General features: G+C 74.5%; 15 protein-coding genes. 6 read left to right on the plus strand and 9 right to left on the minus strand.

From position 1 onward, the window contains the following. Nucleotides 1-2 precede the first annotated feature (2 nt). From WMF43_RS22885 to WMF43_RS22895, 3 genes are all read right to left on the minus strand, one after another. Nucleotides 3-1,205 (minus strand): hypothetical protein, encoded by a 1,203-nt coding sequence (locus WMF43_RS22885; protein WP_437683251.1) that lies wholly within the window; start codon nt 1,203-1,205, stop codon nt 3-5. Nucleotides 1,206-1,407: 202 nt separating this feature from the next. Further along, complete coding sequence (locus WMF43_RS22890) at nt 1,408-2,799, minus strand: OmpP1/FadL family transporter (RefSeq protein WP_437683252.1); 1,392 nt, start codon at nt 2,797-2,799, stop codon at nt 1,408-1,410. Beyond that, nucleotides 2,799-4,118: an OmpP1/FadL family transporter gene (locus WMF43_RS22895; RefSeq protein WP_437683253.1), complete on the minus strand. Its 1,320-nt coding sequence runs from the start codon at nt 4,116-4,118 to the stop codon at nt 2,799-2,801. The genes WMF43_RS22890 and WMF43_RS22895 overlap by 1 nt, the downstream gene beginning before the upstream one ends. Before the next feature lie 50 nt (nt 4,119-4,168). Between WMF43_RS22895 and rlmN the strand changes: the two genes are divergently transcribed. Genes rlmN through tatC form a run of 3 tightly spaced genes read left to right on the plus strand, consistent with a single transcriptional unit; the run spans nt 4,169 to nt 6,980 of the window. Further along, nucleotides 4,169-5,437 carry a 23S rRNA (adenine(2503)-C(2))-methyltransferase RlmN gene (gene rlmN / locus WMF43_RS22900; protein ID WP_437683254.1) on the plus strand — a complete coding sequence of 423 codons (1,269 nt, stop codon included), beginning with the start codon at nt 4,169-4,171 and terminating at the stop codon, nt 5,435-5,437. A gap of 44 nt (nt 5,438-5,481) precedes the next feature. Further along, a complete protein-coding gene (gene tatB, locus WMF43_RS22905; RefSeq protein ID WP_437683255.1) occupies nt 5,482-6,093 on the plus strand; it encodes a Sec-independent protein translocase protein TatB in 612 nt (203 codons plus the stop codon). After that, nucleotides 6,090-6,980 carry a twin-arginine translocase subunit TatC gene (gene tatC, locus WMF43_RS22910; RefSeq protein ID WP_437683256.1) on the plus strand — a complete coding sequence of 297 codons (891 nt, stop codon included), beginning with the start codon at nt 6,090-6,092 and terminating at the stop codon, nt 6,978-6,980. The genes tatB and tatC overlap by 4 nt, the downstream gene beginning before the upstream one ends. 212 nt (nt 6,981-7,192) lie before the next feature. Here the strand turns inward: tatC and WMF43_RS22915 are convergent, their stop codons facing one another. The 5 genes from WMF43_RS22915 to WMF43_RS22935 form a co-directional block, all read right to left on the minus strand. After that, the gene (locus tag WMF43_RS22915) at nt 7,193-8,134 is read right to left on the minus strand and encodes a prolipoprotein diacylglyceryl transferase (protein ID WP_437683257.1); all 942 of its coding nucleotides are present in this window, start codon (nt 8,132-8,134) and stop codon (nt 7,193-7,195) included. Between the two features lies 1 nt (nt 8,135). Further along, on the minus strand, nt 8,136-8,903 hold the full coding sequence (lspA, locus tag WMF43_RS22920; RefSeq protein ID WP_437683258.1) for a signal peptidase II: 768 nt from the start codon (nt 8,901-8,903) through the stop codon (nt 8,136-8,138). 130 nt (nt 8,904-9,033) lie between these two features. Beyond that, nucleotides 9,034-9,696 (minus strand): signal peptidase II, encoded by a 663-nt coding sequence (lspA, locus tag WMF43_RS22925; RefSeq protein WP_437683259.1) that lies wholly within the window; start codon nt 9,694-9,696, stop codon nt 9,034-9,036. A gap of 93 nt (nt 9,697-9,789) precedes the next feature. After that, nucleotides 9,790-10,284, minus strand: a complete 495-nt coding sequence (locus tag WMF43_RS22930) for a DUF4398 domain-containing protein (protein WP_437683260.1) — start codon at nt 10,282-10,284, stop codon at nt 9,790-9,792. A 27-nt stretch (nt 10,285-10,311) separates the two neighbouring features. Continuing rightward, complete coding sequence (locus WMF43_RS22935; protein WP_437683261.1) at nt 10,312-10,668, minus strand: DUF4398 domain-containing protein; 357 nt, start codon at nt 10,666-10,668, stop codon at nt 10,312-10,314. A 496-nt stretch (nt 10,669-11,164) separates the two neighbouring features. Between WMF43_RS22935 and WMF43_RS22940 the strand changes: the two genes are divergently transcribed. Continuing rightward, nucleotides 11,165-13,558, plus strand: a complete 2,394-nt coding sequence (locus WMF43_RS22940; RefSeq protein ID WP_437683262.1) for a DEAD/DEAH box helicase — start codon at nt 11,165-11,167, stop codon at nt 13,556-13,558. Nucleotides 13,559-13,674: 116 nt separating this feature from the next. On the opposite strand, the gene WMF43_RS22945 is transcribed toward WMF43_RS22940, so the two are convergent. Next, nucleotides 13,675-14,496 carry an SDR family oxidoreductase gene (locus WMF43_RS22945; RefSeq protein ID WP_437683263.1) on the minus strand — a complete coding sequence of 274 codons (822 nt, stop codon included), beginning with the start codon at nt 14,494-14,496 and terminating at the stop codon, nt 13,675-13,677. Between the two features lie 330 nt (nt 14,497-14,826). Here WMF43_RS22945 and WMF43_RS22950 point away from each other — a divergent pair, with 330 nt between their 5' ends. Together WMF43_RS22950 and WMF43_RS22955 are read left to right on the plus strand one after the other, a co-directional pair. After that, nucleotides 14,827-16,512 carry a serine/threonine-protein kinase gene (locus tag WMF43_RS22950; RefSeq protein WP_437683264.1) on the plus strand — a complete coding sequence of 562 codons (1,686 nt, stop codon included), beginning with the start codon at nt 14,827-14,829 and terminating at the stop codon, nt 16,510-16,512. A 56-nt stretch (nt 16,513-16,568) separates the two neighbouring features. Beyond that, nucleotides 16,569-17,453: a class I SAM-dependent methyltransferase gene (locus WMF43_RS22955; RefSeq protein ID WP_437683265.1), complete on the plus strand. Its 885-nt coding sequence runs from the start codon at nt 16,569-16,571 to the stop codon at nt 17,451-17,453. Nucleotides 17,454-17,457: the final 4 nt, after the last annotated feature.

A 17,457-nucleotide genomic window follows, 5' to 3' on the forward strand; every position in this document is an offset into this window, starting at 1 on the left:
GCTCACGGGTCGGGCCGGGGGAGCGCGGCGTCGGCCGGCGCGACGCCCGCCGCCACCGCGGGGTACCCCTGGTCCTCGCGCGCGCCGGCCGCCTGCGTGACGAACAGCAGCGAGAACCCGGGGTGGACGACCACCGCGGGCGCGCGCGGGGCGAGCGGGGACGACGCGCCGAACACGGGCGCCGCGGCGCGCTGGAGCGGCCCGTCGTACCCCACCCGGGCGACCAGGCCGATCGCCGAGCGCCCCGCGCCGTCGCGGCCTGCGTAGTAGACGCGCAGGATCGGCCGGCCCGTGGCCGAGACGGCGAGCGCCGGGGCCGGGTCGGAGACCGCCGCGCTGTCGAACGGCTCGCCGTCGCCGTCCGGCGCGCCGGCGCCCGCGCCGGGACGCGGCGCCGGCGCGAGCGCGGCGCCGTCGCCGACGCGCTCCCAGACGACGCCGTCGTCGCTGCGCGCTTCGCCGATCGCGGACGCGCCCCCGTCGCCGGCGACCTCGTAGAACATCCGGAACGAGCCGTCGGGCAGATGGACCACGCCGGGGCTCCCCGGGATCGCGCCGCGCTCCCACCCGGCGCGGTCCGGCGCGAGCGGCGCCAGCACGGGCGCCGGCTCGCGCGCGAACGTGACGCCGTCGTCGGCGCTGCGCGCCAGCCCGACGCCGCCCGCCGCCGCGTAGTAGAGCCAGATCTCGCCGCCCACGCGCAGCGCCGACGGCGCCGCCACGGTGCCGCCCTCCCAGTCGAGCTCCGGCGCGAGGACCGTCGCCGCCGCGCGCGTGAACGAGCGGCCGTCCGCGGCGTCGTGGCGGACGATGGCGTTCGGCGGCGCGAGCGGATCCGGCGGCGCGTCCTCGGGGGCGCCTTCGGGGCGGAGCGTCGCGGCGAAGAACCCGGCGGCCGCGAGCGTCGACGGGTCGCCGTCGAGATCGACGACGGAGACGTCGCGCACGAAGTGGTCGTCATCGTCCATCACGTACGGCGCCACGCGGGCGCCGCCGAGCTCTGCCTGCGCGATCTCCCGGAACGGGCCGGCCCCGGCGTTCGGCAGGCTGCCCTCGTCGCCGTCCGAGGGCAACGTCGCGCAGGAGACGAGCGGCGAGGCGGCACAGGCAACGGCGAGCGCCCGGAGAAGCAGCGGCAGGAGCCGCTCGCGCCCCGGCCTACGGGCGGTGACCCTACGTGTGTCCCGACGTTTACAGATCTGCATGCAAAATGACCCTACGTGTGTCCCGACGTTTACAGATCTGCATGCAAAGTGACCCTACGTGTGTCCCGACGTTTACAGATCTGCATGCAAAGTGACCCTATCTAGGTCCCGACGTTTCCAGATCCGCATGCCGAGTGACACGGCGAGCGTTCCGGCGTGCACAGATCCCCATGCCCGATGACCCGGCGTGCGTCGCGACGCCTCAGAACGCCGCGGTCACCGTCGCGCCCAGGCTCACCATCGTCCCGCTCGCGCGGTAGTCGCCCACGAAATCGGCCGGATTGTCCTTCTCCACGACCACCTCCGGCAGCACGGACAGCTGCCCGTGGACGTCGATCCGGAGCGACCCCGGCAGCTCGTCCAGGGGGTGGTTCAGGACGGCGCCCGCGCCGAGGGACATCGTGTGCCGGTCCGCGTCGATGTAGTTCGTCGCGCCCCGCTGCGGCGGGACCGGCGAGCGCTCGTAGACGTAACCCGCGCGGAGCGGGACCTCGATCGCGCGCCGCTCCTCCTTCCGCCCGCCCTGCCCCGCCACCTCGCGCGGCCCCCCCGCCGCGAACGCGAGGTACTCGACGCCCAGCCTCGGCACGAGCCGGTCCTCGAACCGGAGCGGCACCACGGACGTCGGCCTTGGATCCTCGGGCAGATCGAGCGGCACCTCGGGGGGCGGCTCGGCCTCGAGGTGCGCCCGCGTCCTCGCCACGGGGCTCTCGTAGGCCGACCAGTCCACCCACGCGACGTCCAGGTTCACGCGCAGGCGCTCGATCCGCTGGAAGCTCACGCCCACGACGACCTGCTGCGGCAGGAACGCGTCGACCGTGCGCGACTCGAGCTCGTACAGGAGCGGCACCTCGATGCCCGCGAAGTCGACGATCCCCTTCAGCTGCGCGTCGATCGAGAGAGGGAGCTTCGCCTCCCCGCGGTAGGTGATCCCGACGAAGCCGAGCTCTCCGGCGCGCACCCGCGCGCCGAGCTGGGGGTAACGGATCGACGTGAGGTCGGCGTCCACCTCGTGGCGGAGCGCCGAGTCGTACGGGGACAACGCGTCGGCGCGGCCCGTGACCGAGAAGCGGCCCCGCGTCGACGCAAGGAAGGCGACGCCGCCGCCGATCTCCAGGTACGGCAGCGGCCGCACCGCGACGTTCGCGGCCAGGAACAGGATCGAGAGCCGGTCGTCGTAGAGCTCCCACCGCGGCGTCTCCTGGCGGATCGCCTTGATCCGCGACAGCCCGTCGTCCGGCAGGAACGTCGCCAGGCCGAACGCGAACGGCACGCCGAGCACCTCGCCCGGCGCGACCAGGCCGCCGGCGATCCCGTGGACGTCGCGCGCGCCGGTGTCGCGGCCGTTCGCGCGCAGGTGGTTCGACGCGTAGGAGTACCCGATCGAGAGGCCGAGGCCCGTCGCGCCGGCGAGGCCCGCCGGGTTGTAGTAGCCCGCCGAGAAATCGGTCGCGTCCGCGGCGAGCGCGCCGCCCATCGCGGCGCCCCGGGCGCCGAGCCCGTACGTGTCGGGCGCGTGCGCGCGCGCCCGGCGCGCGGCCAGGAGGCCGATCAGCAGGGCGGCGGCGGCGGCGGTGTAGAAAGGCCGGCGCATCAGAACGCCACCCCGAGCGTCGTCCCGCCCGCGACGAGGACGCCGCGCGTGTGCACGACCCCGCCGGCCGCGCCCGCCCCGGCGCCGCCGTCCTGCTTGTGGTGCGCGCGCGGCAGGAGCAGCTGCACCTCGGTGAACACGTCCAGCGTCAGCCGCGGCAGCGGCGCGGCGAGCGCGAGCCCGTAGCCGAGCGAGAGCCCGAGGCGGGCGTTGTCGTAGAGGTTCGAGGCGCCCGTCTGCTCGGGCGCCGGCGACGGCTCGAAGAAGGCGCCGCCGCGCACGTGCGCCGTGGCCCCGGGCCGCAGCGCGAGGCTGCGCTCCACGCCGGCGCGCGCCACGACGGTGTCCGAGTACCCCGGGTCCGCGGGCGCCGGCGCCGCGCACGAGCCGGCGAACGGCTCGCCCGTCTCGGGATCGACCTCGGGGCAGCGCACCGTCGCCTCGACGGGGCCGGGGTAGTCCGACCAGCGCTTGTACGTCGCGCCGACCGCCACCTTCCACGGGCCGCTCACGCGCGCCACCTCGAGCGCGATCTGCGCCGGATCGTACTGGGCGATCCCCGCGATGTGGAGCGGCGGCACGGTGAGGCCCCCGAGCTCGTCCGCGTGGATGACGACGTTGAAGCGCCCGACGAGCTCGCCGCGGAACGTGGCCCCGACGCGGTAGGCGCCGAGGTCGTAGCTCGCGCCGAGGACCGGCGCGTAGCTCGCGACGAGCGTGTCCTCGACGAGGGTGCCCACGCGGCCCGAGGCGTCGGTCGCCACCGCGACCGACCCGGACAGCGCCGCCAGCGCCGCGAAGCCGCCCCCCACCCGGACGCCGCGGCCGATCGAGGCGCCGAGCGCGGCCTGCACCGCGACCGACTGGGTGCGGTCCGCGATCGGGAACTGCGGCGTCTCCGGGTAGAGGATGCGCCCGCGGACCACCACGTCGAAGGGCGTGAAGAACCCGAGGCCGATCGTCACGCGGTCCTTGAGCGCGCCGCCGAACGGGACCGGCACCGCCGCGCCGATCACGCTGCCGCGCAGCGGCGCGTAGGAGAGCCGCCGTCCGCCGGCGCGGAGGTCGAAGATCGCGCCCGCGAGGCCCAGCGTCAGCCGGCGCTCGCGCGCGAGCGAGAGCAGCGCCGGGTTCGCGTAGACGGCCTCGTAGCCCTCCGCGACCGCGGCGCCCGTCGCGCCCATGGCGCTCGCGCGCGCGCCGAAGCCGAGCACGTCCTCCGGCGACGCGCGCGCGGCGCGCGCCGGCGCGAGGAGCGCCGCGAGCACCGCGGCGAGGGCAGCGACACCGCGCCGCGTCGAGCGGTCCGGGCGAAGCATGCGCGCGACCGTAGACTGGGCCGCGCTGGCGCGCTAGTCGGTACTCCCCCGTGGATCGCAGCACCGAAAGCACCTCGGACGAACGCCGCCCTCGCCTCGCGCTCCAGGCCGTGCTCCCGGCTGACCTCGCCGGCGCGTGCGGCATCGATCTCGCGGACGCGCGCCGCATCGTCTCGCTGGCGCACCGGCTCGGCGAGCTGCCCGCCCGCGCGCCCGCGACCGTCCGGCGCGCCGCGCTCGAGGCCGCGCGCGCGGCGGGCGAGATCCGGACGCTCGCGCTCGTCGAGCGGCGGGCGAGCGCCGAGGACCCGTTCGTGAAGTACGCCTTCGGCCTCGAGGACGGCGCCCTGGTGGAGTCGGTGCGCATCCCGCTCGAGCGGCCGGGCCGGTACTCGGCGTGCGTGAGCTCGCAGGTCGGCTGCGCGCTCGCCTGCGCCTTCTGCGCCACCGGCCGCATGGGCCTCACGCGCAACCTCGAGGCCTGGGAGATCGTCGAGCAGGTGCGGCTCATCCGCCGGGATCTCGGCGCTACGGCCGGCGGCGCGGCGCGCATCCACGGCGTGCTGTTCCAGGGCATGGGCGAGCCGCTCGCCAACGCCGACCGGGTCATCCAGGCGATCCGGGTGCTCTCGGAGCCGAGCGCGCAGGCGATCGACATGCGCAACATCACGGTCTGCACGGCGGGGCTGCCGTCCGGCATCCGGCGGCTCGCGGCCGAGGTCCCCGCGGTCCGGCTCGGCCTCTCGCTGGGCTCCGTGCGCCCCGGCAGCCGGCGAAAGCTCATGCCGATCGACGGCGCACACCCGCTCGACGAGGTGCTCGCCGCCGTGGGCGAGCACGCGCGCGCGACGGGCCACGCGCCCATGTGGGCCTACACGCTCCTCGCGGACCAGAACGACACGGACGAGGACGCCGCGTGCCTGGCCGCGCTCGCCCGCGGCTTCGCCGCGCAGCACGGGATCTCTCCTCGGCTCAGCCTGATCCCCTACAACGCCATCGGCGCGCCCGACGCTCCCCTGCCCTCGCCGCCCGGCGCCGGGGACGGCGGCGCCGCGGAAAAGGACAGCGGCGCGGGGGTGGATCCGTTCGTGCGATCGGCGCGGCTCGACGCGTTCCGCGCCGTCCTCTCCGCCGCCGGGGTCGGCTCGATCGTGCGCTACTCCGGCGGCGGCGACGTCGGCGCGGCCTGCGGGCAGCTCGCGCGGCCGCAGGCGGAGGGGCAACGGCCAGGCGGCCGCCGGGCGTCGCCCCGGGGCGGGGCGACGCCGCCGGCCGCTCTCGCCGGGCGCGAGGCCGATCCGCGGCCGCGGCCGGCGTGAGGGTCGCTATGGATCCCCGCCCCTGCGCGCGCTAGCTTGCGCTCGTGTTCGGCTTCAGCTTCGGCGAAATGGTGGTGCTCGTTATCGTCGGGCTCGTGATCGTGGGCCCGCGGCGGCTGCCCGCCATGATGCGGTCGGCGGGGAGCTGGATCGCCAAGCTGCGGCGGATGACGACCGAGCTCCGGTCGCAGAGCGGCATCGACGACCTCATCCGCCAGGAAGGCCTGGAGCGCGAGATCCGCGAGCTGCGCGCCCTGTCGCGCGTCAACGTGATCGAGACGCTGGTGAAGCCCGTGGTCGACGCCGCGTCCGTCGGCACGGTCGTCTCGGCCACGCCGCGCATCCGTCCGCCCGAGCCTGAGCCCGAGCCGATGGTGCAGCCGCTCCGCGAGCGCGAGTACCCCGTCCTCGGCTGCGACGCGTACGGCGCCGAGATCGAGGCCGAGGCGGACGGCGCGTCCAGGCCGGCGGACGCGAAGGACCCCACCGCGGAGACGGCGCCCGCGGTCGCGACGGAGGCCGCGGACGCGAAGGACCCCGCCCCCGCGACGGAGGCCGCGGTCGCGAAGGATTCGGCCGCGGCGGTGCCCGCGGTCACGGCAGAGCCGACGGCGGCGCCCCAGGGCGCGGCGGCTGCGAGCGGAGCGGCGTCATGAGCCAGGAGCAGGCGACGGCAGCAAAGAGCGGCGCCGCAGGGGCCGCGGGCAGCACCGGCGAGGCCGAGGAGGATCTCTCCGAGGACAAGCCGATGTCGTTCTGGGAGCACCTCGATGAGCTCCGCAAGCGGCTCGTCCGGAGCGTCCTGGTCTTCTTCGCGGCCTGCATGGTGGGCTGGGAGCTGCGCGAGAAGCTCCTGCACTTCCTGAGCATCCCGTACGTGCAGGCGTGGAAGGAGCAGAACCTCCCCGGCAATCCGTCGCTCCACTTCGGCGCGCCCGCGGCGGCGTTCGTCGCTTACTTCAAGCTGTCGATGATCGGCGGGGCCGCGCTGGCCTCGCCGTTCATCTTCTACCAGCTGTGGGCGTTCGTCGCGCCGGGCCTCTACGCCCGCGAGAAGCGTTACGTCATCCCCTTCGTCCTGTTCTCGACGCTCCTGTTCGTGGGCGGCGGCCTCTTCGGCTGGCGCGCGGCGTTCCCGATCTCGTTCGGCTACTTCCTCAGCATGGCCGGCACGGTCGAGGGCGGCGGGCTCACGATCACGCCGACGGTCATGATGGGCGACTACCTCGACTTCGTCGCCCAGCTCCTGCTCGGCTTCGGGATCATCTTCGAGATCCCGCTGATCGTGCTGTTCCTCTCGATCGCCGGCGTCATCAACTACCTCCAGCTCATCCTGTTCGGCCGCTGGTTCGTGTTCGTCGCGTTCGTCATCGCCGCCGTCCTGACGCCGCCGGACGTCACCAGCCAGCTCGTCATGGCCATCCCGATGTGCCTGCTCTACGTGCTCTCGATCGGCCTCGCCTACGTCTTCGGCAAGCCGCCGACCGACGCGCAGCGCGCCGCCTACAAGAAGCGCAAAGAGAAGGAAGTCTCCAAGGGCTGACGGCCCGCCGCGGCGGCTCGGGTGCCGGCGCGGCGGCCCGGGTGCCGGCGCAGCGCTCAAGCCGCAAGGCATCGCGCAGCGCTCAGGCCACAGGCACCGGCGCGGCGCTCAAGCCGCAGGCACCGGCGCGGCGCTCAAGCCGCAGGCACCGGCGCGGCGCTCAGGCCGCAGGCACCGGCGCGGCGCTCAGGCCGCAGGCACCGGCGCGGCGCTCAGGCCGCAGGCACCGGCGCGGCGGGCGGCGCCGGCTTCCGGCTCCGCGCCACGTGGATCGCGACCGCGACGCCGGCCACCGCGAGCCCGATGAGCTGCGACGTGGACAGGCCGAGGAGGCCGCCGCGATCGTCGGCGCGCACGAACTCGAGCGCGAAGCGCCCGAGCGCGTAGAGCCCCAGGAACGTGACGAAGACCTGCCCGTCGTAGCGCTTCCGCCCGTGCACGTAGAGCAGGCAGATCGCCGCGATCGCGAGCGACATCGCCGACTCGTAGATCTGCGTCGGGTGGACGGGGTGCGACGGCGCCCGCGCGCTCGCGAGCTCGTGCAGCTTGAACTGCGCCTCGCTGGCGGGGCTGTTCGGCGGGAAGGAGAGCCCGAACGGCCCGTCGGTGCGCAGGCCGAAGCAGCAGCCGGCGAGCAGGCAGCCCATGCGGCCGAACCCGAGGCCCAGCGGGACGGCGAAGCCCGCCATGTCCGCCGCCTTCCAGAACGGGAACCGGTCGCGCTTGAGCAGCCAGTACGCCGCCGCCGACGCGCCGATGAAGCCGCCGTAGTACGTGAGCCCCCCGGCCCAGAACTTCGCCCACGCGAAGCAGTCGCGCTCGGTCGGGTGGCAGACCCCCTTCGCGGCGTCCCAGACGCCGTGGTACCGCGGCGCGCAGAGCGCCTGCTCCACCTTCCAGTCGACCTGCGACGGATCCGTGCACAGGTGCACGTAATCCCAGAAGTATCCGTCGGCGACGACGTGGAGGAGCCGGCTGCCGACCACGCCCGCGAGCAGGCACGCGAGCCCGAGATCGACGATCACGTCCGGATCCTCGCCGATCCGGCGCGCCCACAGCGCGCCGACCGCGGTCGCGAAGAGGAAGCCGGCGAGCAGCAGCAGGAAGTAGGCAGGGAACGAGACGTCGAGCAGGCGAAACAGCTCGGGGCGCATGTCAGCCTGCGGAGGCCTTCGCCCCTGGCGCGCCGGAGGGCTTCTGCGGGAGCGCGGCGCGGCGCGGCGTGAACATGTCGATCGCCATGAGCCCGACGCCCACGACGATCGCGATGTCGGCGACGTTGAACGTCGGCCACACGAACGACGGGGTGAACCGGACCTGGATGAAGTCGACCACGTACCCGTAACGGATCCGGTCGACGAGGTTCCCGAGCGCGCCGCCGAGCACGAGCGGCAGCCCCCATCTGAGCGCGACCTGGGTCGGGTGGAGCTTCCGGTAGAGCGAGACGATGAAGACGATCGCGGCGAGCGAGATCAACAGGAAGAAGGGCCGGCGGACCGCCTCGCTCTCGTCGCCGAGGATCCCCCACGCCCCGCCGTGGTTCTTCGCGAAGATCATGTTCAGGTGATCCTTGATCACCTCGATCTTCCGCAGCCCGAACGGCCGCGCCCCTTCGGCGAGATCCGTGAGCGGCCGCGGCTCCAGCCGGTCCTTGGCCCACCACTTCGTGGCGAGGTCGAGGGCGAGCGTGACCGCGGAGACGGCGAGCAGGAACACGTACGATGGGCGATAGGCGGGCGCCGCCGGCGCGGCCACGTCGTCGTCTTTGCCCTCGTCCGGCGCGGCGCCGCGCGCGCCGCCCTCGCGCTCGCCCGCGGCCAGCGGCTCGCCGTCCGGTGACGGCTCGAGTGCGGAGCGCCCCAGCTCCGTGTCGGCACCTTTCGTCTCCACGGCAGGATCTCGCGGCGTCGCGTCTTCGGTCATGCGGAACGCGTTCCTCTACGACAAACCGAGCGCTCCCGCAAAGCCTTCCCTCCGCGAGCGCCGTCGCCCGCGCCCCCCGTGCGCCCGGCGCGCCGGCCAGGCGCGCGCCTCCCTTCCCCTAGGGCCGCGTTCACCCGTCTCCGGCACATGCGTCCGCCGAATCGCGCGCGTCGGGCGACGGCGCGCTGCGGGCCGAGGCGATCATGTCGATGGACATCAGGATGACCCCGGCGACGATCGCGATGTCGGCGACGTTGAACGTCGGCCAGTGGAGCTCCTGGCCGCCGCGGGTGAGGTACATGTCGATGAAGTCGATCACCCAGCCGTAGCGGATCCGATCGACCAGGTTGCCCATCGCGCCGCCGAGCGCGAGCGCGAGCCCCCATTTCATCGCGGTCTGGTCGCGGTGGAGGCGCCGGTAGATCGAGTAGATGAAGACGATCGCCGCGGCGGACACGAACAGGAAGAACGGCCGCCGCAGGCCGTCCGGGAGGCTGCGCAGGAAGCTCCAGGCGCCGCCGGGGTTCTGCGCGAAGATGAGATCCAGGTGGCCCGGGATGACCGTGAAGGTCTTCGCGCCCGCCCGCTTCGGATCGAACCCGGCGAGCCGCGCGTACGCCCACGCCTTCGTCGCCAGATCGGCGGCGCACGAGACGGACGCCACGACCGTGAGGAACACGAGAGAGGCCCGCTCGCCCCCGGGCACCTCGGCGGTCGGGCGCGCGGCGGGCGGCGCGTGAGGTCCCTGCGGCACGGGCGCCACGGGTGATGCGGGCGATGCGTCGGACGACATCTCCTCGCTTCTACGCGATGGTGTCGCGCGGAGCAAACGACCTCCGGCGCAGCGTCGCCGCGCGGTCCGTGCTCGGCGTCGCCGCGCGGCTCGTCACCGCCGGTCCAGGATCGCCGGCGGGTGCGCCGCGACGCCCCCGCGGTCCGGCGCCTTCCTTTCTCGGCCGCGCGGCGCCGCCGGTGGCCGGGGCGCCGGCTCGCCGGGCGGCCGCGGCGGGTCCGGCGCCGCGTCGCCCCGCCTGCTCAGCGCGATCTGGACCTCGCCGTACGCCTGCAGCGCCGCGCCGCGCAGCCGCTCCGCGGCCGCCGTGCTTCCGAGCGACTCGGCCAGCTGCGCCCTGCGCTCCGCGATGTAGGCGAGATCTCCCGCCTCGGCGGCGCCGAGGTCGCCGGTGAACGCGCGCTCGGCGCGATCGAGCGCCTCGCGGGCGCCGTGCAGATCGACGGGCGCGAGCTCCGCCGCGGCGCTCTGCCGGGCGCGCTCGTAGCTCTTCCTCGCGCGGAGGAGCTCCGCCGGCGGCGGCGCGCTCGCGCACCCCGCGAGCCCGCCGAGGAGCAAGATGGCCAGAATCCACCGATGGCTTCGCATGGTCCCGCGCCTCCTTCCGCGGGCCCGCTAGCGGAGCCCCTGCTGGTGGATGGCCTCGACCTCGTGGAGCGCCTCGCGCGCGAGCGCCTCGGCCCGCTCCTCGCGCGCGAACGCGAGCGCGAGCTCCGCGTCCGCCTGGGCGCGCATCACCATGAGCCGCGCTCGCTCCCGGGCGCCCTCGGCCGACAGCCGCTCCGCGCGCTGCAGCTGCTCCCGCGCCAGGCGGAGGTGGAGGTCCGCCCGCGGGATCATGTCGGCGCCGACCTCCTCGGCGGCGCGAATCGACGCCTGCGACGCGATGAGCCGCTCGTGGAAGGCGGGCGCGCGCGCGGCGCACCCCGCCGCCGACGCGCCGAGGAGCGTCAAGATCACGGTCTTTCTCATCTGCACACCTCGTGGCCTGCGCCGGGCGCGCGAGGCGCGCGGGGCAGGCGGGTCAAAGAGCGGATGGATGGCTCGACGCCGGATCTCCGTCGCCGGGCCGATCGAGCCTCAGGCAACCGGCACACCAGCGCCGCCCCCGGTCCGGCCGCGCCCTAGCCCGCCTGCGACGCGCACCGCCGGCCGTCCGTCAGCGCAGCAGCGATGGCCGGCGCGCCCCGCGCGCGCGGCGAAGGCCGTATCCGCGCTTCCCAGCGATTGCGCGGAAACGAGCCATTTGGTGCGTCGATCGGTGTGCGCGGCGGGCAGGCTCTCGGCGGCGCGCACGCGCCCCCGGGCGGCGGATCTCGTTCGCGGACACGCGAGGTCCCCTCGCCGCCGTACCCGGGGCGCGCCGCGCTGTACCCGGGGCGTGCCGCGCTCCGCTGCGCGGCGCTCGCCCATCGCGCGCCCGAACCGGTTGAGGCGGCACGGCACATCTGTTTAGTATGCGCTCGTCATGCCGTCGCCCCCCTGGAAGATCGAGACCGGCGTCGAGACGGTCATCGCGTCGTGGCTCGCCTCCGGCTACGTGCGCCCTTGTCTGACGGCCGATCGCGAGCTCCCGCCGGCCGAGGCGCGCACCAGCCCGATGCCCGAGGCCCTGTCGCCGGCGCTCCGCGGCGCGCTGGAGCGGCGCGGCATCACCCGGCTCTACGAGCACCAGGCGCGGGCGTTCGCGGCGGCGCGCTGGGGCGGCGCGGCGGAGGTGGACCGGGCCGGGCGGCACGTGGTGGTCGCGACGCCGACCGCGAGCGGCAAGAGCCTCTGCTTCCACCTCCCGGTGCTCGACGCGCTCGCCGAGGGCGCCGCCTCGGGCCAGGGCGGCAGCGCGATCTACCTCTACCCGACCAAGGCGCTCGCCCGGGACCAGGAGGCCGGCCTGCACGCGCTCATCCGCGAGGCGGGGCTCACGATCCCGGCCATCGTCTACGACGGGGACACGCCGGCCGACGCCCGGCGGGCCGCGCGCGAGCGCAGCCCCATCGTGATGACGAACCCCGACATGCTGCACGCCGGCATCCTGCCGCACCACGCGCACTGGGCGCGGACGTTCCAGCGCCTGCGCTACGTCGTGCTGGACGAGCTCCACACCTACCGCGGCGTCTTCGGGTCACACGTCGCCCACGTGATCGCCCGGCTGCGCCGCGTCGCCGCCTTCCACGGATCGAGCCCGACCTTCCTCTGCGCGACCGCGACGATCGGCAACCCCCGGGCGCACGCCGCCCGCCTGCTCGGCGTCCCCGACGACGAGATCGAGCTCATCGACCAGTCCGGGGCCCCGCGGGGGCCGCGGCGCTTCTTCCTCTACAACCCGCCCGTGGTGAACGCGGAGCTCGGCGTGCGCGCCAGCACCCTGAAGAGCGCGGTGCGCCTCGCCGGCGACCTCGCGCGCGCCCGCGTGCCGACGCTGGTGTTCGGCCAGTCGCGCAACTCGGTCGAGATCATGCTGAAGTACCTGCGCGAGGGCGTCGGCAAGGAGATCGGGGCGGAGGACGCGATCATGGCGTACCGCGGCGGCTACCTGCCCGAGACGCGCCGCCGGGTCGAGCGGGGGCTGCGCGAGGGCGAGATCCTCTGCGTGGTCGCCACGAACGCGCTCGAGCTCGGCATCGACATCGGCGAGCTCGACGCGGTGATCTGCGCCGGCTACCCCGGGTCGGTCGCCGAGACGTGGCAGCGCTTCGGCCGGGCGGGCCGGCGGGGCAAGACGAGCATCGCCGTCCTGTGCGCGCAGAGCTCGGCGCTGGATCAGTACCTCGCGAGGAACCCGGGTTACCTGCTCGAGCGCGCGGCCGAGTCGGCCCGGATCGATCCGCAGAACACCGAGATCCTGGTGCAGCACCTCAAGTGCGCGGCGTTCGAGCTGCCGTTCCTCAAGGGGGAGCCCTACGCGGCGATGCTGGCCGACGACACCCTGGCGGCGCTCCGGTTCCTCCAGGACAACGGCGTCGTGCACGAGTCGAACGATCGCTTTCACTGGGCGACCGACGCCTACCCGGCGAACCACGTGAGCCTGCGATCGGTGGGCTGGGACAACTTCGTCATCATCGACAAGGCCCTTGGCAAGACGCTCGCGGAGCTCGACTGGCGCGCCGCGCCGACGATGCTCCACGAACAGGCCATCTACCAGCACGACGGCGAGCAATACCAGGTCGAGCGGCTCGACTACGAGAACCACAAGGCCTTCGTGACCAAGGTCGTCCCCGACTACTTCACGACCGCGCTCACCCACCGCAAGGTGAGCATCCTCGACGAGGGCTCGACTGCCCCGCTCGGCCGCGCGCGGGCCTCCTTCGGCGAGGTGAGCATCGTCGAGAAGGTGGTGGGGTACAAGAAGATCAAGTTCTATACGCACGAGAACACGGGATACGGCGACGTGCGTTTGCCCGACATCCAGATGCACACCGCGTCTTTCTGGCTGACCGTGCCGGAGCCGCTCTGCGAGGAGCTCGGCCTCGGCCGCGCGACCGCCATCGACGGGCTGCGCGGCATCGCGCGGGCGCTGGAGACGGTCGCGACGCTCTCGCTGATGTGTGATCCGCGCGACATCGGCCAGACGCTCGAGGACGGGAGCGAGGCGCGGGCGCCCGACGCCGCGCCGGACGGCGAGGTGGCCGGGGTCTTCGATCCGACCCTGTTCTTGTTCGACAACGTGCCCGGCGGCGTCGGCCTCGCCGAGCGCATCTACGAGCAGCGGGAGGAGCTCCTGGCGCGGACGCGGCAGCTCATCGCCGGGTGCGGCTGCGATGAGGCCGGCTGTCCGCTGTGCGTCGGGGCCACCGAGTCCGTCGAGGGGCGCCGCAGGCGCGCCGCGCTCGGGCTCCTGGAGCTGGTGCTGCACCAGGCGTGAGCCAGGGCCCGGCGCTGTCCGGGCGTGTCATCCGGCTCGATCCGCTGCCCGGGCGTGTCGCCAGGCTCGACCCGGGAGCGGCGTCCCGAGTTCGACCGGCTGTCCCTGGGCCGAGGTCAACCTCGCTTCACGGCGAAGCCGGCGAACGCCTGCATCACGGGCATCAGCTCGATCCGGTTCACGTTGACGTGCTCCGGGAGCGTCGCGCACCAGACGACCGCCTCGGCCACGTCGTCGGCCGAGAGCGGCTTCACCCCCTGGTAGACGGCGGCGGCCCTGTCCCGGTCGCCCTTGAAGCGCACCAGCGAGAACTCCGTCTCGGCGAGGCCGGGCTCGATGTTGGTCACGCGCACCCGGCTGCCGAGCAGATCCGCGCGCAGGTTCAGCGAGAGCTGCGCCACGAACGCCTTGCACGCGCCGTAGACGTTGCTCCCCGGGTACGGCGTCTCGCCCGCCACCGAGCCGATGTTGATGATGTGCCCCCGGTCGCGCGCCACCATCCCGGGCACGATCGCCCGCGTGCAGTGGAGCAGCCCCTTGATGTTCGTGTCGACCATCTGCTCCCAGTCGTCGGGATCCGCCTCGTGCGCCGGCGACAGGCCGATCGCGCCGCCCGCGTTGTTCACGAGCACCGACACCTCGGAGAGCTCCGGCGGGAGCTCCGCGATCGCCCGGTCCACCGCGCCCCGGTCGCGGACGTCCAGCCGGAGCAGATGGACCGCCGCGGCCCGCGCGCGCCCGTCGTCGCCCGCCGATCCCGCGCCGCCGCCGGACGACAGCTCGGCCGCGAGCGCCTCCAGGCGCTCGTAACGGCGCGCCGCGAGGATCAGCCGGGCGCCCAGGCCAGCGAAGCGACGGGCGATCGCCGCGCCGAACCCGGCGGAAGCGCCGGTGATGAAGACGACCGGGGACGGATCAGAGAGAGCAGTACGCATCATGTCCTGAGCGGACTTGTATCAGACCCGCCCAGATCCAGCGACACCCTGCGCGCTCGACTGCACCGGTGCCCGTCCGACCGCAGCGCCGCCGTGGGTTCGCTCTGGACGTGCCGCGGCCGCAGCACGCGCTGGACGCAGGCCGGCAGACAGGGGACGACCGATGGAGCGATGGACACCACGAGTCGATTTCTGCACTCGGACGCGGCGGGTTCTGATGGACGAGGGCGGTCGGCCCTTTACCCCCCACCCGGTGCCCTTTAGAGTCGCCTCATCGTGGAGAGCGCGCCATCGAGGGGGGTTGTTCTGGGGCGTTACGCCGTTGGACCGCGGATGGCGCGCGGCGGGACGGGAGAGGTGTTTCGCGCGGTCGCGGTCGACCCGGATGGCGCGGAGGTCCCGGTCGCCATCAAGCGGATCGTCCCGATGCACGCCGGCAGCGACGATCTCCGGAAGCTCTTCCTCGCCGAGGCGAGCATGATGACGCGCCTCGTGCACCCCAACATCGATCAGGTGCTCGATTTCGGCATCGATGAGCAGGGCGACTTCTACGTCGTGCTCGAGCTCGTGTCCGGAACGGACCTCGGGCGGCTCTGCCGGTGGCTCTGGGCGCACGACGAGGTGGTCCCGGTGCCGGTCGCGCTCCACGTGGCGTCCGAGGTGCTCAAGGGGCTCGCGTACGCGCACGAGCGCTCGGCCGCCGAGGGGCGGCTCATGGTGCACCGCGACGTGAGCCCGGGGAACGTGCTCATCTCGACCGCCGGCGAGGTGAAGATCGTGGATTTCGGGGTGGCGATCGCCACGCGGGGCGAGGCGGGCGACGCTGCCCGGCGCGATCTGGTGGGCAAGCCGAGCTACATGCCGCCCGAGCAGTTCGACGGGGAGCAGGTCGACGCCCGCGCCGACCTGTTCGCGTTCGGGGTGGTGCTCTTCCAGATGCTCACCGGCTCGCGGCCGTTCTCCGGGACCAGCGCCACCACGCGGATGGCGGCGGCGCGCGAGGGGCAGCTGCAGCGGGCGAGCGAGCTGCGCCCCGAGGTGAGCCCGGCGCTCGAGGCGCTCCTCGCGCGCGCCCTAGCGCCCCGCCGGGAGGACCGCTTCCCCGACGCGCGCGCGATGCTCGAGGCCATCGAGGCGCTGCGCGAGGTGGGCCACGAGATCGGCGCCCCGGAGGAGCTCGCGGCGCTCGTGGCGTCGGCGCTGAAGGAGCCGCCCGAGTCGCGCCCGGCGGGCCCTCCCCCGTCGGATCTGCCCGACGACGACCTGGAAGGATGCGAGCTCACGCACGCCGGCGCGCCCGGCTCCTTCACGCTGCGCGTGACGAGGCGGACGGGCGGGCCTTCGCAGGCGCTCGACGGAGACGTCGGGCCGCTCGACGGAGACATCGGGCCGCTCGAACCGGCCAGCGCGGCGCTCCCCGAGCCGCCGAGCTCTCCCATGAGCGGCGGCTTCCACGCGGTCGCGCCGGCGTCGGGCGAGGAGGGCTCGCTCGATCCGCTCCTGGGCCCGGCCGCGAAGGTGGCGTCGGAGCGGCCGCGGGACGAGACCAGGCCGCCGCTGTCGACGTCCGGCGCCGTGATCCCTGTGGCCGGGGCGAAGCGACAGCGCCTGCTCGCGGCGGCGATCGCGTGCGCCGCGCTGGCGGGGATCGCCGTTGCGAGCGTGCGCGTCAGCCAGGGGCGGCTGAGCGGGGCGCACCCCGCGGCGGCGCTGCGCGCCTCTGCCGTGGTGCGGCCGGTGATCGGCGCCGCGGCGCGCGCGGCGATGTTGCCCTTGCAACGGTCCGCCCCCCCGGCGGGCGCTCCGCCCGCCCCGACCTGCGAGGGGGCGCTCCAGCTCGACGCGGGTGAGGCGTGGCTCGTCTCGGGCGGCCCGGCGGAGGTGCGGGCGCCGGGCCAGTACCGCTGGCCCTGCGGCAGCTTCACCCTGCGCGCGACGTCCGAGGTCGAGCCGACCCGCACCCGGCAGCTCTCGGTCACGGTGTCCGACGCCGTGCCCGCCGTCGTCCAGCTGCCCTGACCCGTTCGCCCGCCGGCTCGCTTGCGCCGCCGGGTCCGCTCGGGTAGCAGCGCTGCGTGCGACGCCCTCGAGCCCTCCTCTCCCTCGCCCTCTCCCTCGCTGCGCTCACCGGCTGCAGCGCCGCGCCGCCCGCGGCGCCGCCCGCGCCTCCCCCCGCCCCGGCCGCCCAGCCGGACGCGGCGCCGGCCGCCCCGGCGCCCCCCGCGGGCGGCGCGGGCAGCGCGGCGCCCGCGCAGGTCACCTCCGTCGAGGTGCCTGCCGCCCTCCGCGCCGTCGTCGAGGCCGCCGACCGGTCCGAGGCGGACCGCGCGCTCGACGCCGGCCGCAAACCTGCGGAGATGCTCGCCTTTTTCGGCATCCAGCCCGGCATGAAGGTCGCGGAGCTCGCGGCGGGGGGCGGCTACACGGCCGAGCTCCTGGCGAGGGCGGTGGCGCCGGGGGGCGTCGTGTACGGGCAGAACAACCGCTTCGTCCTCGAGCGCTTCGCCGAGAAGCCGTGGAGCGAGCGGCTCAAGAAGCCCGTGATGAAGGCGGTGGTCCGGGTCGACCGCGAGTTCGACGACCCCTTGCCGCCCGAGGCCCGCGACCTCGACGCGGTGTTCTTCGTCCTCTTCTACCACGACACGGTGTGGATGGAGACGGACCGCGCCGCGATGAACCGCGCGATCTTCCGCGCGCTGAAGCCCGGGGGCGTGTTCGCGCTCATCGATCACAGCGGGCGCGACGGGACGGGCGTCGGCGAGGTGAAGACGCTCCACCGCATCGAGGAGAAGGTGGTGCGCGAGGAGGTCGAGCGGGCCGGCTTCCGGCTCGCGGCCGAGGCGACGTTCCTCCGGGTGCCGGCGGACACGCGCGACTGGAACGCCTCGCCCATGGCGGCGGCCGACAAGCGCGGCACGAGCGACCGCTTCGTCCTGAAGTTCGTCAAGCCCGGGGGCTGAGCGA

Origin of the sequence: Sorangium sp. So ce131 (assembly GCF_051519095.1) — a bacterium.
Classification (GTDB): Bacteria; Myxococcota_A; Polyangia; order Polyangiales; family Polyangiaceae; genus Sorangium.

Bases quoted from the DNA above. Each gene is read 5' to 3' on its own strand.
- WMF43_RS22885 (WP_437683251.1), bottom strand. From the start codon at position 1,205: ATGCAGATCTGTAAACGTCGGGACACACGTAGGGTCACCGCCCGTAGG.
- WMF43_RS22890 (WP_437683252.1), bottom strand. From the start codon at position 2,799: ATGCGCCGGCCTTTCTACACCGCCGCCGCCGCCGCCCTGCTGATCGGC.
- WMF43_RS22895 (WP_437683253.1), bottom strand. From the start codon at position 4,118: ATGCTTCGCCCGGACCGCTCGACGCGGCGCGGTGTCGCTGCCCTCGCC.
- tatC (WP_437683256.1), top strand. From the start codon at position 6,090: ATGAGCCAGGAGCAGGCGACGGCAGCAAAGAGCGGCGCCGCAGGGGCC.
- WMF43_RS22915 (WP_437683257.1), bottom strand. From the start codon at position 8,134: ATGCGCCCCGAGCTGTTTCGCCTGCTCGACGTCTCGTTCCCTGCCTAC.
- lspA (WP_437683258.1), bottom strand. From the start codon at position 8,903: ATGACCGAAGACGCGACGCCGCGAGATCCTGCCGTGGAGACGAAAGGT.
- lspA (WP_437683259.1), bottom strand. From the start codon at position 9,696: ATGTCGTCCGACGCATCGCCCGCATCACCCGTGGCGCCCGTGCCGCAG.
- WMF43_RS22930 (WP_437683260.1), bottom strand. From the start codon at position 10,284: ATGCGAAGCCATCGGTGGATTCTGGCCATCTTGCTCCTCGGCGGGCTC.
- WMF43_RS22935 (WP_437683261.1), bottom strand. From the start codon at position 10,668: ATGAGAAAGACCGTGATCTTGACGCTCCTCGGCGCGTCGGCGGCGGGG.
- WMF43_RS22940 (WP_437683262.1), top strand. From the start codon at position 11,165: ATGCCGTCGCCCCCCTGGAAGATCGAGACCGGCGTCGAGACGGTCATC.
- WMF43_RS22945 (WP_437683263.1), bottom strand. From the start codon at position 14,496: ATGATGCGTACTGCTCTCTCTGATCCGTCCCCGGTCGTCTTCATCACC.
- WMF43_RS22950 (WP_437683264.1), top strand. From the start codon at position 14,827: ATGGCGCGCGGCGGGACGGGAGAGGTGTTTCGCGCGGTCGCGGTCGAC.